The sequence below is a fragment of the Halovivax cerinus genome (assembly GCF_024498195.1).
GTDB lineage: Archaea > Halobacteriota > Halobacteria > Halobacteriales > Natrialbaceae > Halovivax > Halovivax cerinus.
Window position 1 is genome coordinate 3,751,206 of sequence record NZ_CP101824.1, and the last position, 20,965, is coordinate 3,772,170.

Annotated in this window: 21 protein-coding genes; 20 read left to right on the forward strand and 1 reads right to left on the reverse strand. The window is 65.7% G+C overall.

The annotated features are described in order from the left end of the window. Nucleotides 1-238 precede the first annotated feature (238 nt). The 17 genes from NO366_RS17805 to NO366_RS17885 all read left to right on the forward strand — a co-directional run bounded on the left by NO366_RS17805 (nucleotide 239) and on the right by NO366_RS17885 (nucleotide 16,065). Complete coding sequence (locus NO366_RS17805; protein ID WP_256532129.1) at nucleotides 239-1,447, forward strand: 5-(carboxyamino)imidazole ribonucleotide synthase; 1,209 nt, start codon at nucleotides 239-241, stop codon at nucleotides 1,445-1,447. A 171-nt stretch (nucleotides 1,448-1,618) separates the two neighbouring features. Further along, a complete protein-coding gene (locus NO366_RS17810) occupies nucleotides 1,619-1,852 on the forward strand; it encodes a hypothetical protein (protein ID WP_256532130.1) in 234 nt (77 codons plus the stop codon). 132 nt (nucleotides 1,853-1,984) lie between these two features. Further along, nucleotides 1,985-2,629, forward strand: coding sequence for an AIR carboxylase family protein (locus NO366_RS17815; protein ID WP_256532131.1), 645 nt, complete (start codon nucleotides 1,985-1,987; stop codon nucleotides 2,627-2,629). Nucleotides 2,630-2,684: 55 nt separating this feature from the next. Then, the gene (locus NO366_RS17820; protein WP_256532132.1) at nucleotides 2,685-2,822 is read left to right on the forward strand and encodes a hypothetical protein; all 138 of its coding nucleotides are present in this window, start codon (nucleotides 2,685-2,687) and stop codon (nucleotides 2,820-2,822) included. 46 nt (nucleotides 2,823-2,868) lie between these two features. After that, nucleotides 2,869-3,282, forward strand: a complete 414-nt coding sequence (locus tag NO366_RS17825; RefSeq protein WP_256532133.1) for an NADH-quinone oxidoreductase subunit A — start codon at nucleotides 2,869-2,871, stop codon at nucleotides 3,280-3,282. Further along, the gene (locus NO366_RS17830) at nucleotides 3,279-3,980 is read left to right on the forward strand and encodes an NADH-quinone oxidoreductase subunit B (RefSeq protein ID WP_256532134.1); all 702 of its coding nucleotides are present in this window, start codon (nucleotides 3,279-3,281) and stop codon (nucleotides 3,978-3,980) included. The genes NO366_RS17825 and NO366_RS17830 overlap by 4 nt, the downstream gene beginning before the upstream one ends. After that, nucleotides 3,977-5,641, forward strand: a complete 1,665-nt coding sequence (locus tag NO366_RS17835) for an NADH-quinone oxidoreductase subunit D (RefSeq protein ID WP_256532135.1) — start codon at nucleotides 3,977-3,979, stop codon at nucleotides 5,639-5,641. Before NO366_RS17830 ends, NO366_RS17835 begins: the two co-directional genes overlap by 4 nt. Then, nucleotides 5,641-6,720 (forward strand): complex I subunit 1/NuoH family protein, encoded by a 1,080-nt coding sequence (locus tag NO366_RS17840; protein WP_256532136.1) that lies wholly within the window; start codon nucleotides 5,641-5,643, stop codon nucleotides 6,718-6,720. Before NO366_RS17835 ends, NO366_RS17840 begins: the two co-directional genes overlap by 1 nt. Beyond that, nucleotides 6,717-7,178, forward strand: coding sequence for a NuoI/complex I 23 kDa subunit family protein (locus NO366_RS17845; protein ID WP_256532137.1), 462 nt, complete (start codon nucleotides 6,717-6,719; stop codon nucleotides 7,176-7,178). Before NO366_RS17840 ends, NO366_RS17845 begins: the two co-directional genes overlap by 4 nt. Beyond that, nucleotides 7,178-7,462 carry an NADH-quinone oxidoreductase subunit J gene (locus tag NO366_RS17850; RefSeq protein WP_256534046.1) on the forward strand — a complete coding sequence of 95 codons (285 nt, stop codon included), beginning with the start codon at nucleotides 7,178-7,180 and terminating at the stop codon, nucleotides 7,460-7,462. The genes NO366_RS17845 and NO366_RS17850 overlap by 1 nt, the downstream gene beginning before the upstream one ends. After that, nucleotides 7,459-7,986, forward strand: coding sequence for a hypothetical protein (locus tag NO366_RS17855; protein WP_256532138.1), 528 nt, complete (start codon nucleotides 7,459-7,461; stop codon nucleotides 7,984-7,986). Before NO366_RS17850 ends, NO366_RS17855 begins: the two co-directional genes overlap by 4 nt. Next, a complete protein-coding gene (gene nuoK, locus NO366_RS17860; RefSeq protein WP_256532139.1) occupies nucleotides 7,983-8,285 on the forward strand; it encodes an NADH-quinone oxidoreductase subunit NuoK in 303 nt (100 codons plus the stop codon). Before NO366_RS17855 ends, nuoK begins: the two co-directional genes overlap by 4 nt. Nucleotide 8,286: 1 nt before the next feature. Continuing rightward, nucleotides 8,287-10,299, forward strand: a complete 2,013-nt coding sequence (gene nuoL / locus NO366_RS17865) for an NADH-quinone oxidoreductase subunit L (RefSeq protein WP_256532140.1) — start codon at nucleotides 8,287-8,289, stop codon at nucleotides 10,297-10,299. Beyond that, a complete protein-coding gene (locus NO366_RS17870) occupies nucleotides 10,296-11,855 on the forward strand; it encodes a complex I subunit 4 family protein (RefSeq protein WP_256532141.1) in 1,560 nt (519 codons plus the stop codon). The genes nuoL and NO366_RS17870 overlap by 4 nt, the downstream gene beginning before the upstream one ends. After that, entirely contained in the window at nucleotides 11,855-13,405 is a 1,551-nt protein-coding gene (locus tag NO366_RS17875; protein WP_256534047.1) for an NADH-quinone oxidoreductase subunit N, read from the forward strand. Before NO366_RS17870 ends, NO366_RS17875 begins: the two co-directional genes overlap by 1 nt. A gap of 60 nt (nucleotides 13,406-13,465) precedes the next feature. After that, complete coding sequence (locus tag NO366_RS17880) at nucleotides 13,466-15,001, forward strand: DHH family phosphoesterase (protein WP_256532142.1); 1,536 nt, start codon at nucleotides 13,466-13,468, stop codon at nucleotides 14,999-15,001. 254 nt (nucleotides 15,002-15,255) lie between these two features. Then, nucleotides 15,256-16,065, forward strand: coding sequence for a CBS pair associated ParBc domain-containing protein (locus NO366_RS17885; protein ID WP_256532143.1), 810 nt, complete (start codon nucleotides 15,256-15,258; stop codon nucleotides 16,063-16,065). A 37-nt stretch (nucleotides 16,066-16,102) separates the two neighbouring features. Here NO366_RS17885 and NO366_RS17890 read toward each other — a convergent pair whose 3' ends face one another. Beyond that, the gene (locus NO366_RS17890) at nucleotides 16,103-17,059 is read right to left on the reverse strand and encodes a DUF7351 domain-containing protein (protein WP_256532144.1); all 957 of its coding nucleotides are present in this window, start codon (nucleotides 17,057-17,059) and stop codon (nucleotides 16,103-16,105) included. 116 nt (nucleotides 17,060-17,175) lie between these two features. Between NO366_RS17890 and NO366_RS17895 the strand changes: the two genes are divergently transcribed. The 3 genes from NO366_RS17895 to NO366_RS17905 all read left to right on the forward strand — a co-directional run bounded on the left by NO366_RS17895 (nucleotide 17,176) and on the right by NO366_RS17905 (nucleotide 20,948). Beyond that, nucleotides 17,176-18,300, forward strand: a complete 1,125-nt coding sequence (locus NO366_RS17895; protein WP_256532145.1) for an ABC transporter ATP-binding protein — start codon at nucleotides 17,176-17,178, stop codon at nucleotides 18,298-18,300. Nucleotides 18,301-18,326: 26 nt separating this feature from the next. Next, nucleotides 18,327-19,166: an ABC transporter permease gene (locus tag NO366_RS17900; protein WP_382273878.1), complete on the forward strand. Its 840-nt coding sequence runs from the start codon at nucleotides 18,327-18,329 to the stop codon at nucleotides 19,164-19,166. Nucleotides 19,167-19,244: 78 nt separating this feature from the next. Then, entirely contained in the window at nucleotides 19,245-20,948 is a 1,704-nt protein-coding gene (locus tag NO366_RS17905; protein ID WP_256532147.1) for an acyl-CoA mutase large subunit family protein, read from the forward strand. Nucleotides 20,949-20,965: the final 17 nt, after the last annotated feature.

Sequence of the window (20,965 nt, forward strand, 5' to 3'; positions counted from 1 at the left end):
TACATCAACTTACCACCGGCAGCCACAAGCATAAATCACAAATTGTACGGTCGAAAATGGTTTCTTCCGGCCGAAGGTCCCAGACGGCTCACCGTCGGCCGCAAAAACGGCCCGCGGATCGACAGGGAGACGGTACGGTGAGCCACCAAGCCGACCAGCGGATCGATCGACGAGCGGACGAGCACCCGGACCGGGCGAGTGAGAATTCTTAAGCGCCGACCCTGGCAACCACGGGATGATGACGACGCTACGATCGCCAGGCCCGACACTCGGAGTCGTCGGCGGGGGACAGATCGGCCGAATGCTCGGCGAGGCGGCGGCTCCGCTCGGGGTCGAACTCGCCGTACTGGATCCGACGCCGGACTGTCCGGCCGCACCCGTCGCTCGTGAACAGCTCGTCGCCGACTTCGACGACGAGGATGCCATCCGTCGACTCGCGGAGCGCTCGGATTTCCTCACGTTCGAGATCGAACTGGCCGACCAGGACGCGATGGAACGCGTGAGCGAGGCGACCGGAGTTTCGATCCACCCGAAGCCGTCCACGTTGCGGACGATCCACGACAAGCTGGTTCAGAAGCGCGAACTGGAAGGCGCAGGGATCCCCGTCCCGCCGTTCCGCGCCGTCGAAGACGCCGCGGACATACGCGACGCCATCGACGACTACGGTGCCCCGGTCATGCTGAAGGCCCGCACCGGCGGCTACGACGGCCGCGGCAACGTCCCCGTCGAGTCGAAAGCCGACGCCGAGGACGCTCTGGACGCCGTCGCCGGTCCCGCGATGGTCGAGTCATTCGTCGACTATGCGCGCGAAGTGAGCGTCATCGCCGTGAAAGGCGCGACCGACGGGGCGGCCGGTGTAACCGACGAAGGCGCGAGCGGATCCGGGGAAACCGACGTCGCGACCTTCCCCGTCGGCGAGAACGTCCACCGCGACGAGATCCTTCGGGAAACGATCGTGCCGACGCGTTCGAGCGACGCTGCACGGGAACGCGCCAGAGAGGTCGCGCTGGACGTGCTCGACGTGATGGACGGCCGTGGCGTCTACGGGATCGAGTGCTTCGAAACGCACGACGAAGAGATACTCCTGAACGAGATCGCCCCGCGCCCGCACAACTCCGGCCACTGGACCATCGAGGGGGCCGAGACCTCGCAGTTCGAACAGCACGTTCGAGCCGTGCTGGGCTGGCCGCTCGGGTCGACAAGACTCCGATCCCCCACTGTCATGGCAAATCTCCTCGCCGATGTCGAGGAGGCGAAACCCGCCGCGCTCGCGAACGTCGACCGGATCCACGAGACCGCCGGCGCCCACCTCCACTGGTACGGCAAAGCCGAAGCCCGGCCGCTTCGAAAGATGGGCCACGTCACGATGACTGACACCGAAGGCGACGACGTCGAGACGCTGCTGTCGCGGGCGACCGGGCTCCGAGACGCCGTGACGTTCGAGTAGCGCTCTCCTGGAGAGAGGGTTGCTGAATGCCGTCGACTCGGCCCACGTCCTCACCAACCGTCCGGATTCGTACAGCGATCGTCGCTCTCAGTCGGGGGCGGCCGGTACGATCGAACCGATAGCAGGACGTGGCAGAGAAGATATTTATGACAGACTGACGAAGGAGTTATCATGTCCACCGCTACGAAACGCACGCGCTCACTGCCCCTCGTGACGGTACTCTACTTCGGGGCAGCCCTCCTCGTCGGCCTACCCGTCATGTACGTCGCGTACTCACTGCTGACGAGCCTGTTCTTCCCGGTCCCCTTCCCGGTCGACTTCGTCCTGCTGGCCGCGAGTTTCCTGATCGGGATGTGGGTCGCCGAACGCGTGAGTTCCGCCCTCCTCGAACGAATCGACCGCTAGGTCGGCGACGGTCGCTCTCTCGTCGGATCCACCGGCCGGCTCGCCGCCGAACCGACGCAGAACGATGTCTCACCCGAAGCGACCGGACTCGAACCCGCTCCTTTCATTGCATCCCGTCGTCAACCCGGTCACATGAGCGAGTCCGCCGTTTCAACGCTGATCGATCGTCTCCACGACGAGGCCGCGCAGGATCGCCCGGCCGCCGAGACGCCCGACGTCGGGATCGTCATGGGGAGCGACTCCGACCTCGAGACGATGCTTTCGGGCGGCCGTCGCCGCGGCGCCTACGACGCGTTCGTCGACGAACTCGGCTTCGCCGAGCAGACCAGTTTCGAGAACTCACCTGCCGAGCGCTTCACCTTCGAGACGTACGTCACGTCGGCCCATCGCACTCCCGATCTGATGGCGGCCTACGCCGAGACGGCCGAGGATCGGGGGATCGAGGTCATCATCGCAGGCGCGGGTGGCAAGTCGGCCGACCTGCCCAACATGACTGCCTCGATCGCCTACCCGCTGCCGGTGATCGGCGTCCCCGTCCAGGAGAAGTCCGTCGATTCGGTCATCGGGATGCCGACGGGTGCGCCGCTGGTCGCCGTCGACGCCGGCAAGTCGTTCAACGCGGCGCTCTCTGCGGCACAGATTCTCGCCCGTCAGCACGACGCGGTCCGCGAGCGACTGGTAGCGTACCACGACGACCTCCGCGAAGCCGTCGGTGGCGTCTCGCGCGACCTCCACGACCTGGGGACCGAGGCGTTCGCGGCAGCTCGTGACGAGTGAGCGGCGATACTGCGAGACGAAAACCGGGCCAGTTCTCGGAACGGGAGCGGACGTGATGACGAGACGAGCGTCGACGGGGCCGATTTCGAACCCGTCACCGACTGGTAGCAGAACCTGGGTGTTCGTCATCAGTTCCACTGCGTTCGAGGAGATCCACCAGCAGGTCGGCGCATTCGGCCGCACGGCCGTCTGAGGCTTTGAGAATTCTTAAATAGGGTTATACCCAAGCCAAACGCGAGATGAGTACCGCGTGGATAGCGATTAGTGCGATGGCCATAGTCGGGGTCCTCATGCCGATAAGCCTGCTCACCCTCTCGAGCCTGCTCCGGCCGAGCGTCCCCGAGGACGGCAAGCGCCAGACCTACGAGAGCGGGGAGATCCCGACCGGCGGGACTCGGTTTCGATTCAACGTTCAGTACTACATGGTCGCGCTCTTGTTCGTCATCTTCGACGTCGAGACCGCGTTGATCTTCCCCTGGGTCGTCGTCTACCGCGACGCCCTCGACGCGGGCGTATCGGCAGCCGCCGTCCTGGCCCCGATGCTCTCGTTCCTCGGAATTCTCGTCGTCGGACTGGCCTGGGCCTGGCGCAACGGCGCCGTGAGCTGGGCGCGTAGTGGGACAACCGACTGGCGTTCGACACTAGACCAATGAGTTCACACGACACCTACGATACGACAGGGCCGAGAGACGTCGCCTCGAAGACGCAGGAGGCCCGGATGGGGGACGTCGACGAGCGCTTTAACTCCCGACTGCGAGAGCTGTTCGGGTCGACCCCGTTCATCCTCACCAAGTTCGACGCCTTCCTGAACTGGGCACGAAGCTCCTCTATGTTCGTCCTGCAGTTCGGGATCGCCTGTTGTTCCATCGAGATGATGGGGACGTACATGCCGGGTCACGACCTGGACCGCTTCGGGACGGGCGTCCCGCGCGCCTCGCCCCGGCAAGCCGACCTGCTGATCGTCCCCGGGACGATCGTCTCGAAGTTCGGCCCGCGGATGAAGCGCCTCTACGACCAGATGCCGGAGCCGAAGTTCGTCGTCGGGATGGGCTCGTGTACGATCTCCGGCGGCCCGTTCCAGGAAGGGTACAACGTGGTGAAGGGCGCCGAGGAGATCATCCCGGTCGACATCCACGTCCCCGGCTGCCCGCCACGACCCGAAGCGTTGATCTACGGCATCCGAAAGCTCCAGGATCGCGTCCAGCACGGCGAATCCGCCCCCGTCACCGTCAAGCCGTACGAACTGGAACAGTTCGGGGACGTAGAACGAGACGAGGTCGTCCGTGAGCTGGCGAACGAGATCGACGAGGAGACGCTGGTCATGCGCTACAACTGGGGTGACTCGCCGTGAGTCTGGAGCCGCCCCGCCCCGAGGAAACGCTCGAACACACCGACGATCGGGAGACGCTCGAGGAAATCCTCGGCGACCACGCCATCGGCTGGGAGGACCACGTCAACGCCCAGGGCGTCGTGATCCGCCCGGACGAAGTCCAGTCCGCGCTGCGGGCGCTGCGAGACGAGGGCGGATTCGATCACCTCACGTGTCTCACCGCCCAGCAGTACGCGGATCGGTACGAGAGTATCTATCACCTGACCAAGTACGACGACCGGAGTCAGGAAGTGAGCGTCGTCGTCCCGACGAGTACGGACGAGCCCGTCAGCCAGAGCGCGGACGCCGTCTACCGGACCGCGGACTGGCACGAGCGCGAAGCCTACGACCTCGTCGGCATCGAGTACGAGGATCACCCCGACCTCCGGCGCATCCTCCTCCCGGAGACCTGGCAGGGCCACCCACTGGGCCTCGACTACGATCAGGACAAGCCCCAGCTCGTCAGCCTGTCTGAGCACGCGAACCCGATCGCCGAGCACCACCACGACGAGGAGCGAGACACGATGTTCCTGAACATCGGTCCGCACCACCCGGCTACCCACGGCGTCCTGCACCTGAAGACCGTTCTCGACGGCGAGACGGTCGCCGACGTGGAACCCGACATCGGCTACTTACACCGCTGTGAGGAGCAGATGTGCCAGTCGGGAACCTACCGACACCAGATCATGCCCTACCCGGACCGCTGGGACTACGTCTCGGCGGGCCTCCTGAACGAGTGGTCCTACGCGCGGGCGATCGAAGACATGGCCGATATCGAGGTTCCCGAGTACGCCCAGGTGATCCGGACGATGGGGTCGGAACTCTGTCGGATCGCCGCCCACCTGATCTCGATCGGCGCCTTCGCGCTTGACGTCGTCGGCGACTTCACGGTGAGTTTCCAGTACGCCTGGCAGGACCGCGAGGACGTCCTCAACATCTTAGAGGACCTCACCGGTCAGCGGATGATGTTCAACTACTTCCGGCTGGGCGGGGTCGTCTGGGATCTTCCGGAACCGCGCGAGGACTTCTTCGAGTCCATCCGGACGTTCCTCGACAGCTTCGAGGGGTCGGTCGACGAGTACCACGACCTGCTGACGAACAACGAGATCTTCCAGCAGCGGTGTATCGACACCGGGCACCTCGATCCGGAGACCGCGAAGAGCTACGGCGTCACCGGCCCCGTCGCCCGGGGCTCCGGTATCGACTACGACGTCAGGCGCGACGACCCCTACGGCTACTACGAGGAACTCGACTGGGACGTCGCCGTCTACGACGGCTGTGACAACTACGCGCGCGTCCTCGTCCGCATGCAGGAACTCGAGGAATCGGCGAAGATCGTCGAGCAGTGCGTCGACATCTTAGAAGACTGGCCGGAAGACGAGCGAGAGATCCAGTCGAACGTGCCGCGGACGCTCAAACCGGACGCCGACACGGAGGTCTACCGATCCGTCGAAGGCGCGAAGGGCGAACTCGGCATCTACATCCGCTCCGACGGCTCCGACAAGCCGGCTCGCTTCAAGATCCGAAGTCCGTGCTTCAGTAACTTGCAAGCGCTCGGTGAGGCGGCCAACGGCGAGTACGTCGCCGACCTCATCGCCACACTGGGCAGTATCGACGTCATCCTCGGGGAGGTGGATCGGTGATGGCGCCCCCGACGGTGGCGACGGCCATGCCACTCCCCGACGCGATCGCGGACCTCCTCGGAATCGGCGACCTCGGCTTCGCCGGACAGGCGGCCACCGCGTTCGTCGCCGCGTTCCTCATCGCCAACCTGCTGCTGGTGATGTCGGCGTTCGCCGGCCCGTGGGGGAAACGAAAGATCTTCGCGGACTTTTCCGATCGGTACTCGATCACCGAGCACGGTCCCTGGGGACTGTTCATCATCCCCGCGGCCGCGATCCAGCTCATGGCGAAAGAGTTGATCGTTCCGAAGGGGGTCGATCGACCGGCGTGGGATATCGCGCCGATCATCATGGTGTTCTCCGCGATCTTCGGCTTCGCCGTCATCCCGATGGGGAGTGGGATCCACCTCGCCGACCCCGAGGTCGGCCTGCTCTTTGCCTTCGCGATCGCCTCGCTGTCGACGCTCGGGATGATGACCGCGGGCTACGCCTCGGACAACAAGTACGCCCTTATGGGCGGCCTGCGCGCGACCGCGCAGAACATCGCCTACGAGATCCCGCTGATCCTCACCGGCGCGTCGGTCATCCTCTACACCGGTTCGCTGCAGATGAGCGAGATCGTCGCGGTGCAAGCGGAGACCCTGGTACAACTCGGCCCCGTTTCGATCCCCGGCTGGTTCGCGTTCGTCAATCCGTTCGCGTTCGTGCTGTTTCTGGCGGCGGGGATGGCCGAGGTCGCACGGAACCCGTTCGACACGCCGGAAGCCCCGACCGAGATCGTGGCGGGCTACCAGACGGAGTACTCGAGCGTCTACTTCGTACTCGTCTACCTCTCGGAGTTCCTCCACATCTTCCTGGCCGGCGGGATCATGGCCACGCTGTTCCTCGGTGGACCGGCCGGACCCGGTCCGGCCGCGCTCGGCATCGTCTGGTTCGTCCTCAAAGTCACGGCCTTCTTCCTGCTAACACAGTGGTTCCGGACCGCGATGCCCCGGGTCCGGATCGACCAGCTGATCGAGATCGGCTGGAAGGGACTGCTGGTGCTGTCGTTCGCGAACCTGCTGTTGACCGCGGGTATCGTGGGGGTGTTCTTCGTATGATCGGATTGCTCAAATCGCTGGCGACGACGATGAAACACGCACTGGACGGCGAAGTGTACACCGTGGCGTACCCCGACGAGGTGCCGAAGGTGTCGCCGCGCTTTCGCGGCGTGCACAAGTTCAGCCAGGAGCGGTGCATCTGGTGTCGCCAGTGCGAGAAAGTCTGCCCGAACGACACCATCCAGATCGTGATGGACGACCAGCGCAACGGCGAGCAGTACAACCTCCACGTCGGACAGTGCGTCTACTGCCGACTCTGCGAGGAGGTCTGTCCCACCGACGCCATCCTGCTGACGCAGAACTTCGAGTTCACCGGCGACACCAAGTCCGAACTGGTCTACAACAAAGAACAGCTCAAGGCTGTCCCCTGGTACAAGGACATCGACCCGCTCGAGGTGCGCGAACCCGACCGCGGCGGCTGGGTCGGCGAGGGCGACGGGGAGGTGGACTACCAATGATGGAGACCGTCGGCTTCGCTCTGTTCGCCGCCGTCACGCTCACCAGTGCGGCGGGCGTCGTCCTGCTGCGCGATCGCTGGCACTCGGCGCTGATGCTCGGCGTCTCGCTGCTCTCGGTGGCCGCCCACTACGTCATGCTCGCCGCCGAGTTCCTCGCGGTGATCCAGGTCCTCGTCTACGTCGGCGGCGTGCTCGTGCTGATCTCGTTCGCCGTCATGCTCACACAGGCCGGCGAACGTCGGCCGGGCGAGCCGACCGACGACGCGGAGGTGGCGGCCCGATGAGCCGCCCGCGGCTCGTTCCCCTGAGTACGCGATTCGTCCCCGGCCTACTCGCCGTGGGGCTGTTCGGAATCTTCGCAGCCGTCGTCTTCGGGACGGACTTTGCCGGCTCCGTCGGGTATCCCGACGGCGTCTCGATAACGGCGGCGATCGGCTACTCGCTGTTCGATTTCGCGGGGTTGCAGGAGAGCCAGGGCGTCCCCGGTACGGAATCGTTCCTGGTTTCGTTCCTCTTGATCGCGGTCGTCTTAGACGCGGCGTTAGACGCCTCGCTCGTCCTCGCGACGCGCGAGGGCCCGGACGAGTCGGTCCGGCCGAGCGCGTTCGACGGCCCCTCGACCGGCACGGCCGACCGCTCGGCCGAATCGGCCGGTGCGGACGCGACCGACGGCGGCCGGACGACGACCGACCAGGGCGAGACCCCAGACTCTGAAAGTGTCGTCGAGGACACGGCTCCGTCCGACGTCGATACCGAGGACACCAGCGACGGTCCCGTCGACGATGACGACGGAGGTGACGGTCGATGATCGCCATCGAGTGGTACGTCCTGCTGTCGGCCGGCCTGTTCTGCATCGGGCTGTTCGGTATCCTGACCCGACGGAACGCGCTCATGTTCCTGATGGCGATCGAGCTGATGGTGAACGCGGCGGCGATCAACCTGGTCGCCTTCGCGCTGTACCACGGCACGCTGTCCGGGCAGGTGTTCAGTCTGTTCGTCCTGGGGCTGGCCGCGGCCGAGGTCGCGGTCGGACTCGGCATCATCCTGGTCCTGTATCGAAACTTCGGGACGATCGACGTCTCGATACCGACGACGATGAGGTGGTAACATGGAAGGATTGTTTACATTCGCGCCCGCGATCGTGCTGTTCCCGCTGGTGGCGTTCGCGATCACGCTGCTCGTCGGCCGCCACCTGCCACTTTCGGGAGCGATCCCGGGCATCGCGGCCACTGGTGGATCGCTCGCCCTCTCGATCGTGATGGCGCTCACGCTCGTGGGGAACGACCCGGTGAACGAACTGGTGTACACGTGGTTCGAGACGCCCGAGATCACGTTCCACTTCGGCCTGCTGATCGATCCGCTGTCGGCGGCCATGCTGGTCGTGGTCTCGCTGATCGCATTCCTCGTCCACGTCTTCAGCCTGAGCTATATGAACGCCGAGGGCGAGACCGGCCTGCCGCGGTACTACGCCGGGCTCGGCCTCTTTACGTTCAGCATGCTCGCGTTCGTCGTCGCGGACAACCTGCTGATGTCGTTCGTCTTCTTCGAACTGGTGGGACTGTGCTCGTTCCTCCTCATCGGCTTCTGGTACGAGACGAAATCGGCTCCCTCGGCAGCGAAGAAGGCGTTCCTCGTCACGCGCTTCGGGGACTTCTTCTTCCTCGTCGGCGTCGTCGCCATCGCGGCGACCTACGGCACGCTCTCGTTCGCGGGCGACGCCTCGTTCGTCACCGCGGCGGAGGCGGCGATCGACTCGGAGACCTTCTTCGGCTTCGACGCCGAGACCTGGGTGACGATCACCGGGCTCCTCGTGCTGGGCGGCGTGATCGGCAAGTCCGCCCAGTTCCCGCTTCACACGTGGTTGCCCGACGCGATGGAGGGTCCGACGCCGGTGTCGGCGCTCATCCACGCGGCGACGATGGTCGCCGCCGGCGTCTATCTCGTCGCCCGGATGTTCGGCTACTACGCGCTCTCGCCCACGGCGCTCGCGATCATCGCGTTCGTCGGTGGCTTCACCGCACTGTTCGCGGCGACGATGGGCTGTGTCAAAGACGACGTGAAACAGGTGCTCGCGTACTCCACCATCAGCCAGTACGGCTACATGATGCTCGCGCTGGGCGTCGGCGGCTACGTCGCCGGCGTCTTCCACCTGCTCAACCACGCCGTCTTCAAGGCGCTGCTCTTCCTCGGCGCCGGCGCGGTCATCATCGCCATGCATCACGAACAGGACATGTGGGAGATGGGCGGGCTCAAAGACCGGATGCCCGTCACCTACTACTCGTTCCTCGCGGGCTCGCTCGCGCTCGCGGGAATCATCCCGTTCAGCGGCTTCTGGTCGAAAGACGAGGTGCTCTACGACGCGCTCGTCGTCGGCCTTGACCAACCGCTCATCCTCGCCGCGTACGCGATGGCGCTGCTCGCCGTGTTCTTCACCGGGTTCTACACGATCCGGATGGTTCGGTTGACCTTCCACGGTGAACCGCGCTCGGAGGCGGCCGAATCGCCGCATTCGATCGGCCTGCCGGCGAAGATTCCGCTGGCCGTACTCGGTGTCCTGGCACTCGTCGGCGGCGCGATGAACCTGAAACCGATCGAGGAGCTCGCCGGCCTCGACGTCGCGTTCCTCGAACGGTGGCTCGACGGCCAGGGCGTCGGCTCTGTCGACGGGGTCACGTACCACGCCTACAGCGAGACCGTCCAGTACGGTCACGAGTACGTCGGCGGCCCCGAGGGAACGGTGGTGCTGTCCGCCGTCCTCTCGCTCGGGCTGGCCCTCGGCGGCGCCGCGCTGGCCTGGACGCTGTATGGCGGCGCGGAACCGCGACGGCACACCGAGCGCCTCGGCTCGCTTCGCGACCTCGCCGACGCCAACTACTACCAGGACGAGTACCAGGTCTGGCTGGCGCGCGGCCTGACGCTACCCCTTGCGCGGGCGACCGATCGGTTCGACCAGACGGCCATCGACGGCGTCGTCGACAGTGTCAGTAGCGTCAGCCGCTACGGCGGCGATCGACTCCGGCGGCTACAGACGGGGCAGGTGACCGACTACGCGGCGCTCGTGATACTCGGCGTGCTCGTGTTACTGGTCGTCCTCGGTATCAACGGAGGGTGGTTCCTGTGATGATCGAGCTGTTACTCGCGGTCGCGTTCATCGGCGCGGCCGTCACGTTCCTCGCACCGAATCGGATCGCCGGCAGGCTGGCGTTCGCGATCAGCTTGCTTCCCGCCGGCGTCTCGCTGTGGCTACTCTCGGCGTTCGACGGTAGCGGCAACGCACTGCTGGGCGGCGACCTCGCGTTCGAGACGCACGCGGAGTGGTTCCAGCTCGGAACGGGCGAATCGGCGTACACGGTGAGCTGGTTCGTCGGTCTCGACGGCATCAGCCTCCCGCTGGTCGTCCTGACGACCGTCCTCACCTCGCTCGCGATCCTCTCGTCGTGGACGCCGATCGACGACCGGGAGTCGCAGTTCTACGGCCTCGTGCTGTTCATCGAGGCCAACTTGCTCGGCGTCTTCGTCGCGCTCGACTTCCTGCTGTGGTTCATCTTCTGGGAGGCCGTCCTCATTCCGATGTACTTCCTTATCGGGATCTGGGGCGGTCCTCGCAGGAAGTACGCGGCGATCAAGTTCTTCGTCTACACGAACGTCGCCTCGCTCGTCATGTTCGGCTCGTTCGTCGCCCTGGTCTTCGGGCTCGGAGACGCCGTGTCGAGCTTCGCGCTCCCGGAGATCGCACAGGCGATGCGCGCCGGCGAACTCGGGTCGATGTTCGGTCTCGGGTCGTCCACGCTAGCCGCCGCGATCTTTGTCGGCCTGTTCCTCGGGTTCGCGGTGAAGGTGCCGGTCGTGCCGTTTCACACCTGGCTCCCGGACGCCCACGTCGAAGCGCCGACGCCCGCGTCGGTACTGCTGGCCGGCGTCCTGCTGAAGATGGGGACCTACGCCCTGCTGCGATTCAACTTCACCATGTTCCCGAACCAGGTCGCGGATTTCGCGATCCCGATCGCCGCGATCGCCGTCGTGAGCGTCATCTACGGCGCGATGCTCGCGCTGGCCCAGACGGACCTGAAACGGATCGTCGCGTACTCCTCCGTCTCGTCGATGGGCTACGTCATCCTGGGTCTCGTCGCCTACACGCAGTTCGGCATCGGCGGCGCGACCTTCCAGATGGTGAGCCACGGACTGATCTCCGGGCTCATGTTCATGGCCGTCGGCGTGGTCTACAACGCGACGCACACCCGGATGGTGACGGACATGTCCGGGATCACGGCGAAGATGCCGATCGCGAGCTGGATCTTCGTCGCCGGCGCGTTCGGCTACATGGGTCTGCCACTGATGAGCGGCTTCTACGCCGAGTTCACCATCTTCTACGGGGCGTTCGACTCGGGGATCCCCCACGCGCCGGTCTTCACCGGCGTGGCGATGTTCGGCATCGTCATCGTCGCGGGCTACCTGCTGTTCGCGATGCAGCGGACGTTCTTCGGACCGTTCTCGCTCGAGACCGACTACGAGCTAGAGCGGGCGCCAGTTCACGACCTCGCGCCGATGCTCGTGTTACTCGCGCTGATCGTGCTTCTGGGGGTCGCCCCGGAGACGATCTTCGGCATGATCACCGACGCGACCGAGCCGATCATCGCCGGCGACGCCGTCGCACTCAGCGGGGGTGAGCTGGCGTGATCGAACCGATCCAGCTGCCGGACGCGGCCGCCCTGGGTCCGGCGCTCGTGCTCGCGGCGACCGCGCTCGTCGTCTTCGGGCTCGACAGTCTCCGACCGCACGAGCCTGATCGCGGCCTGCTCGCGGGGACGACCGCAGGCGGCGCACTCGCCGCCCTGGGCGTCGGCGTCTGGTTCATGATCGCCGGCGTCGGCGTCCCCGAACCCGACGGCCTCGGTGCGATCGGGCTCTTCGACGACCAGCTCGTCGTCGATCAGCTCGCACTGTTCTTCATGCTCGTGACGGCGATCGTCACGGCGCTGGTCGCGGTCGCGAGTTACGACTACATGGACGGCCACGCCCACCAGGGCGAGTACTACTCGCTCGTCCTGCTGGCGGCGACCGGCATGGCGACGATGGCGGCGGCCAACAGCCTCGTGACCGTCTTCCTCGCGCTCGAACTGGCCAGCCTGCCCTCGTACGCCCTCGTCGCGATCCTGAAGGACAACCGGGGGAGCGTCGAGGCCGGTCTGAAGTACTTCCTGCTGGGCGCGCTCGCCTCCGCCATCTTCGTCTACGGCATCAGCCTGATCTACGGCGCGACGGGCGTCCTCCAACTCGATCTGGTCGCCGACGCGATCGCAGGCGAGACCGGTCAGAATCCGCTCACTGGCGCCGACCACGACGTGTCCGGTCACGACGGGTTGCTGGGCGTCGGCATCGTCCTCCTGATCGCCGGGATCGCGTTCAAGACCGCGAGCGTTCCGCTTCACTTCTGGGCGCCCGAGGCCTACGAGGGCGCGCCCGCTCCGATCGCGGCCTTCCTCTCGTCGGCCTCGAAGGCGGCCGGATTCGTGGTCGCGTTCCGCGTCTTCGTAACCGCGTTCCCCGTCGAAGCGACGGCGGGCATCGTCGGCTTCGACTGGTCGCTCGCGTTCGCCGTCCTCGCGGTCCTGACGATGACGATCGGCAACTTCGCCGCGGCCGTCCAGGAGAACGTAAAGCGGATGCTCGCGTACTCCTCGATCGGCCACGCGGGCTACGCGCTCATCGGCCTGGCGGGCGTCGGGACGAGCGCCGAGTCGCTCGTCCTCGGCGCGGCGTTCATGCACCTCTTCGTCTACGCGTTCATGAATACGGGCGCGTTCACGTTCGTCGCGCTCGCGGAGTACTGGGGCGTCGGCCGGACGTTCGCCGACTACAACGGGCTCGGCCGACGTGCACCGATCGCCTCCGTCGCGCTGACGGCGTTCATGTTCAGCCTCGCAGGGGTACCACCGCTCGGCGGATTCTTCAGCAAGTACTTCCTCTTCACGGGGGCGATCGACGCCGGCTTGCTCGTCGTCGCCGGCGCGCTGGTGATAAACAGCGCGCTCTCGCTGTACTACTACTCGCGGCTGGTCAAGGCCGTCTGGTTCGAAGAGCCGATGACTGACCGCGGCTCGCTCGCCCAGCCCGTCGGACTCTACGCGGCGATCCTCGCGGCGGCCGTGATGACAGTCGCCGTCCTTCCCGGTTTCGGCCCGATCGCCGAATCGGCGATCGACGCGGCCAGTGCGATTTTGGCCTGATCGGCGGGATCGACCGACGTAACCCGGGTATCTTTTACTTCCAAAGCCCGAACGGTGTCCATGGGTCGTCGACTCGTGCTCGGCTGTGGCGACGTCGGGGAGCGTCTCGTCGAGACGTTGCGGGCCGGGTCGGCGTCGATTCACTGTCTCACCGGCAATCGACGAACCGCAGAGCGCCTCAGGGACCGCGGCGTGCCGGCGACGGTGGCCGATCCGACGGATCCGGACGCGCTCGCGGGCCTGGACGTACCGACGTCGGTCGTCGTCGCCGGTGACCGCGGAGACGAAAACCTGACGGCGACCGTGCTCGCTCGCGAACGCTTTCCGAACGCGCGTCTCGTCGCATACACCGGACCGGCGCCCACGAGGGAGGCGATCGACCGGTTTCGCGACGTCGCCGACGACGTGATCGAACCGACGGAGGCGATCGCAGACCGCGTCCTCGCGGCGGGTGCGAATCCCGAAGTGGCGCTCGCCAGGCGGCTACGCCGGACACTCACGGCGATCGACGGTCGCCTCGCCGTCGTGACGCACGACAATCCGGATCCGGACGCCATCGCGAGTGCGGTCGCCCTCGTCGACCTGGCGGCGTCGGTCGACGTCGAGGCCGACGCCTGTTACTACGGCGAGATCTCCCACCAGGAGAACCGGGCGATGATCAACGTTCTGGATCTCGATCTGACGCTGTGTGAGCGCCCCGAGGCGATCGAAAACTACGACGCGGTCGCGCTGGTCGATCACTCCCGACCCGGAATCAACGACGGGCTCCCCGTCGATATGGACGTAGACATCGTCATCGACCACCACCCGCCACGCGGCCCGATCGCGGGTGCGTTCGTCGACATTCGTCACGAGGCGGGGGCGACGAGTACGGTCCTGACCGAGTACGTCGATCGGTTCGGTGTGCCGTTCGATCGGACGACCGCGACGGCGCTCCTGTTCGGCATCAGAATAGATACGAACGACTTCACGCGGGAGACCTCGGCCCTCGACTTTCGCGCGGCGGCGACGCTCAATCCACACGTCGACCGATCCCTGCTCGATCGAATCGAGCAGCCGACGGTCGACGGTGAGACGCTCGATACGGTCGCCCGCACGATCAAGAACCGCCACACGTACGGCGACGTCGTCGTCTCGAGTGCGGGGCAGATCGCGAGTCGTGACTCCTTACCCCAGGCCGCGGATCGGCTGCTCTCGATGGAGGGCATCGAGACGACGCTCGTCTACGGATTCATGGACGAGATGGTCTTCCTCTCGGCGCGCTCCCGGGACGACGAGCTTGACCTCGGCGAGGTCGTCAGGGACGCATTCGAACCCATCGGTAACGCCGGCGGGCACGCAGACATGGCCGGTGCGCAACTCGAGATCGGCGTCCTCGGAAGCGGCGATCCCGACGACGAAGACGATGGCGCACCGGATCACACGGCCGTCATCCTCTCGGCCGTCGAGGACGTCGTCGAGAACCGATTCATCGAGGCGATCGATTCGCTCCCGGACGCACCGACGGGCGGCTACACGCGCGAGAGTGAGTTGTTGTTCGACCCGGCCCGTACCGGCGTCGTGGCGGGACCCGACGAGGGTGAGGGGTCGACCTGAGAGCGGGATCGTCCGACGATCGAGCGTCTGGGACGTGTCAGTCGGGGGACGACATTGGCACCTCGTCGGGCGGCAGACGGAGGAGACACCGTCTCGACACCCCGTCGGGCGGCAAACGGAGGAGACACCGTCTCGACACCCCGTCGGGCGGCCACGCGACGACGGATACACGGGAACCCGTCGTCGGCATGGGATCTCGAGCGACGTCCGGGAGAGGAGCAGACTTTTGCGCACGCGACGCGAACGGGCGCCACATGGAGGAGGCGTGGCGAGGGACCAAGCCCCAGGTCGGCGATTACATGACGCAGGACGTCGCGACGGTTCCCCCGGACGCGACGGTGGAGACGGTCGCCGTCCGCATCGCGGAGAGCGACAATCACAGCGGGTATCCGGTCTGCGATCGCCGTCGCGTCGAGGGGTTCGTCAGCGCGCGCGATCTGTTACTGGCGGATGACGACGAACCCATCTGGAAGGTGATGTCGACCGACCTCATCGTCGCCCACCCCGAGATGAAGGTGACCGACGCGGCCCGCGTCATCCTTCGATCGGGCATCCAGAAGCTGCCGGTGGTCGACGACGCGGGTACTCTCGTCGGCATCATCTCGAACGCCGACGTCATTCGCAGTCAGATCGAACGGGCGACGCCAGAGAAGGTGGGCAAACTCGTCAGAACACTCGAGAACATCCACGGTGTCGACTTCGAACGAACGCGACGGACGGTCTCGCTCGACGAACTCGTCCCTACGCAGGGGCGCGTCTACGCTGACGAACTAGAGGGGCGTCGCTACGAGCTGGAACACGGGCTGGCGGAACCACTCGTCGTCATCGACAACGCCGGCGCCACGCTGCTCGCCGACGGTCACCACCGCGTCCTGGCTGCGGATCGACAGGGTATCGACGAGATGGACGCCTACGTCATCGAGACCGGCGAGCCGCTCGACCTCGGCATGGCCAGAACCGCCCAGAAGGAGGACCTCACCTCGATCGACGACATCGAAGTCGTGGACTACGCCCGCCACCCGCTCGTCGAGACGACGAAGCGGCTGCAGTCCGAGAGCGAGTGAGTGCGAAAACACCCGCCTCGTCGAACAAGACTTCTGATTACGACTCCAGGTGGGTGTCGAGGACGGACGCATCAGCTCGTAACCAGAGTCGCAGGGAGTCGTCCTCGGCGACCAGCTCGACGACCGCCCCTGCCCCCTCAGGCGGGTCGACCGCCGGTACGCCCGGACCGATCTCGGCAGCTGATGGCGACGGTGAATCCAGCGAACCGTCGGAGACGGGTATCCGCCAGCTGGTGACGCGCTCCAGTGACGTCCCGAGGTACGGCAGTCCGGACTGATCGTCACCGAGTTCGTGTCGGAACGCCACTGTTGCAGGATGATCGACGACGTAGACGGTCGCGGGCCAGGCGAAGTGAAACCCACAGTCGGTACAGTCGACGCCGACGAACGCCTCACTGCGTTCGAGATCGTCGAGGTCGCGGTTCGGGTACGACGGCGGCTCGTCCAGGAGTGACGACACGGTCCGGCCGCGACAGTGCGGACAGAGTCCGGCTTTCGCGTCGTGGAGTTGCGACCGAACGGATCGACCGGCTACCTCGACGACCTCGTCGATCGGGCGGTCACGAACGGGCCGTTTCGACAGGATCGTCCCGACGAGGTCGTCGTGCGTCGGACACCTGAGTCGGACGTACCCGTGTTCGTATATCGCGACGAGGGTCTCCTCACACCGCGGACAGACGTGCGACGTACTCTCTCTCCGCGTCACGGTGGCCGGGTCGTAGGCGCCCGAGAGAACGCGTCCAACGAGGGACAGTCCTTCGTTGGTGAGTACGTACTCGTCGTCGATCTTGTGGACGAACCGGTCGGTGAGCTTCGACAGGTGGTAGTTGAATAGACCAGCATCCCGTACGCCGATTGCCTTGCGAAGGTCCGCGAACCCGAGGCCGACCGGCCGCCAGGTGTCGCGACGGTGTTTCGCGAGTTCAGAGACGATCTGCCACCGGGTGGGATCGGCGAGCACGTCGAACGCGTCGACCCCATCAGGCGACTCCATAGGACACATTTCAGAGAGGGGCCCATGACGGTTTCGACCGGGCCCACCTGTCACATAGATAACCGAACGGCCGTTCAGGGAAGGGTTATCTGTCAACCGGGGGTAGGGTGGATCGAATGACCGAATCAGTGAAATTCGGGGGTGACACGGACCCGCCCACGGGCGGTCCACGCGACGCGCCGTCGGCGGAGCCGAGCGACGAGCAGTCCGACGAACGGCGCGGTCCGATCGATGACGAAGTAAACTCGGCGACCGACGCTGAGACCGAACACGAATCAGCGCAGGCGAACACCATCGTCGAGGCCCGGAACCTCACCAAGACGTACGGGAGCGGCGCGGACGCGGTGACGGCAGTCGACGGGGTCGACCTCGACGTCGAGCCCGGGACCGCCGTCGGGGTGCTCGGACCGAACGGCGCGGGCAAGACCACGACGATCAAACTCCTACTGGGACTGGTCCTGCCGGACTCTGGTGAGGCACTGATCGACGGCGTGAACGTCCTCGACTCCCCCAGGAGAGGGTATCGCGCTGTCGCGGCAATGCTCGAGGGTGCGAGGAACGTCTACTGGCGACTCACGGTGCGAGAGAACGTCCGGTACTTCGCTCGGCTCGGCGACCGGCCGGCCGACACGGACCGCATCGACGCGCTAATCGAGCAGGTCGGCCTGTCCGATAAGGCCGACACGACGGTCAACGAGCTCTCTCGCGGGATGAAGCAGAAGGCGTCGCTGGCCTGCACGCTCGTCCGCGACACCCCGGTCGTCTTTCTCGACGAGCCCACCCTCGGCCTGGACGTCGAGAGTTCGCTCGAACTGCGCCGGGAGCTTCGGACGCTCGTCGACGAGGAAGAGCGGACGGTGATCCTCTCGAGTCACGACATGGACGTCATCGAGGCCGTCTGCGATCGGGTCGTGATCATGAACGACGGACGGGTCGTGGCCGACGATCCGATCGACGAGCTCCTCTCGGTGTTTCGCACACAAGCGTACCGGGTCCGCCTCGACGGGACGCTCTCGGTCGAGACGAAAACCGCGCTCGAATCCGACGTCGGCGCGACCGACTGGGTCGAAGGAGGCGCAACGACGCGATTCGACGCACGTACCGTTCGCGGCGAGCAATTCCACGACTTGCTCGCGACGATTCGTGACTCGCGGGCGACGTTTCGGTCGGTCGATCTGTTAGAACCCGATCTCGAGGAGATCTTTCTCGAAATTACCGATGGCGGTGGTGAGGATCGATGAGTGATGAGCCGATGAGTAGTGAGCCGATGCGAGGAGCGTCGACCGGTGAGAGGAGCCGACCCGTCCGCGGGACGAACGGCCGTTCGCGTGTCCGCTCCCTCCGGCGTCTCCTCGCGGCCGTCGTCGAGAAACAGGTGGCCCTCCTCACACGCTACTGGATCAACACCGTGACGATGCTCGTCACCACGTACGTCTTCTTCGCGCTCATCTTCTACGGCGGGCAGGCCGTGGCCGGACCGGCGATCGAGGACTCGCTCGACGGCATCGTCGTCGGCTTCTTCCTCTTTACGGCGACGCTCGCGGCGTTCTTCGGAACGGCCCAGAACGTCCAGCGCGAGGCACAGTGGGGGACGCTCGAACAACTGTTCATGTCCCCACACGGCATCGGACGCGTGATGGCGGTCAAGTCCGTCTGGAACGTGGGCTTCAGCATCGTCGTGGCGCTCGCGCTGCTGGTCGTCATGCTGGTGACGACCGGGCGAGACCTGACAGTGGACGTCGTGACCGTCTCGGTCGTGACGACGCTGGCCGTCAGCTCGGTCCTCGGTATCGGCTTCGTCTTCGCCGGCCTCTCACTGCTCTACAAGCGCATCGAGAACGTCCAGCAGCTGATGCAATTCGCCTTCATCGGCCTCATCGCCGCCCCGGTCGCCGACCTGCCGTGGGTGGTCGGTCTCCTTCCCCTCTCGACGGGGAGCGGGATGTTGCAGACGGCCATGGGCGACGGCCGGACCCTGCTGGCGTTCTCGACCGGTGACCTCGCGATGCTCGTCGGTACGGGGATCGCGTACCCGCTCCTGGGCTACCTCGTCTTCCGGTTGTGCGTGCGCCGAGCGCGTCGACTCGGCGTGATGGGCCACTACTGATCGTAGTTTCCGGCCGAACCCGGCGGATACCAACGCCGTTCCCGAAGGCTAATGATCACTCCTGTGCAACCTCGACGCATGTACGACGAGGAGGAGCTCTCGGAGATACGGGAGGCCGAGTCCCGGTGGGAATCCGAGACGCTAGAGCCCGTGCTCGATCGATTTGGCGAGCGAAAGGATCGCTTCGCGTCGGTCTCGAACCTCGAGGTCGATCGGCTCTACACGCCCGACGACGTGGCCGATATCGACTTCGACGACGACCTCGGCTTTCCCGGCGAGGAGCCCTACACGCGCGGACCGTACCCGACGATGTACCGCGGGCGCACGTGGACGATGCGCCAGTTCGCCGGTTTCGGTACCGCAGAGGAGACCAACGAGCGCTTTCACTACCTGATCGAGCAAGGCCAGACCGGCCTCTCGACGGCGTTCGACATGCCGTCGCTGATGGGGATCGACTCCGACCACCGGATGAGCCAGGGCGAGGTCGGCAAGGAGGGCGTCGCGGTCGACACCCTGCGTGACATGGAGATCCTCTTCGACGGGATCGACCTGGACGAGGTCTCCACGAGCTTTACGATCAACCCCTCCGCACCGGTCATCTACGCGATGTACGTCGCGCTGGCGGACCAGCAGGGCGTCCCGCGCGAGGAGATCCGTGGCACCCTCCAGAACGACATGTTCAAGGAGTTCATCGCCCAGAAGGAGTGGAAGATCCCCCCGGAACCCTCGCTCTCTCTCGTCACCGACGTCGTCGAGTTCAGCGCCCAGGAGACGCCGAAGTTCCACCCGATCTCCGTCTCGGGCTATCACATCCGCGAGGCCGGCTCGACGGCGGTGCAGGAACTGGCCTTCACGTTGGCAGACGGCTTCGGATACGTCGAGGACGCGATGGATCGCGGGCTCGACGTCGACGACTTCGCGCCGCGACTCTCCTTCTTCTTCAACTGTCACAACTCCTTCTTCGAGGAGGTCGCGAAGTTCCGGGCCGCCCGGCGCATCTACGCCCGCGTGATGGACGAGTGGTACGATGCCGAGAAAGCGGAGTCGAAGCGCCTGAAGTTCCACACCCAGACCGCGGGCCAGTCGCTGACCGCCCAGCAGCCGCTCAACAACGTCGTCCGCGTGACGATCCAGGCCCTGGCCGGCGTCATGGGCGGCACGCAGAGCCTTCACACCAACAGCTTCGACGAGGCGCTGGCCCTGCCGAGCGAGGACGCCGTCCGCGTCGCGCTGCGCACCCAGCAGATCATCGCCGAGGAGTCCGGCGTCGCCGACATCGTCGACCCGCTCGGCGGCTCCTTCGCCGTCGAGAGCCTCACGAACGAGGTCGAGGAAGACGCGATGGCCTACATCGAGGAGATCAAAGACCTCGGCGACGGGTCGGTTCGCGACGGCATCCTTCGGGGCATCGACGACGGCTACTTCCTCCGAGAGATCCAGGAATCCTCATACGAGTACCAGGAACGCGTCGAACGCGGCGAGGAGGTCGTGGTCGGTGTCAACGAGTACACCCTCGAAGAGGACACCAGTCCCGATCTCCTCCACGTCGACGAAGCGGCCACCTCGGAGCGCCAGCTCGGCCGCCTCGCCGAGGTCAAAGACGAACGCGACGACGACGCCGTCGAGGAGACGCTCGACGAACTTTGCGACGCCGTCGACCGCGGCGAGAACACGCTGCCGTACATCGTCGACGCCGTGAAAGCCTACGCGACGATGGGCGAGATCATGCAGATCTTCGAGGACGTCCACGGCTCCTACACCGAACAGATCGGCCTGGCCTGAACGCTCGTTGGACGGCC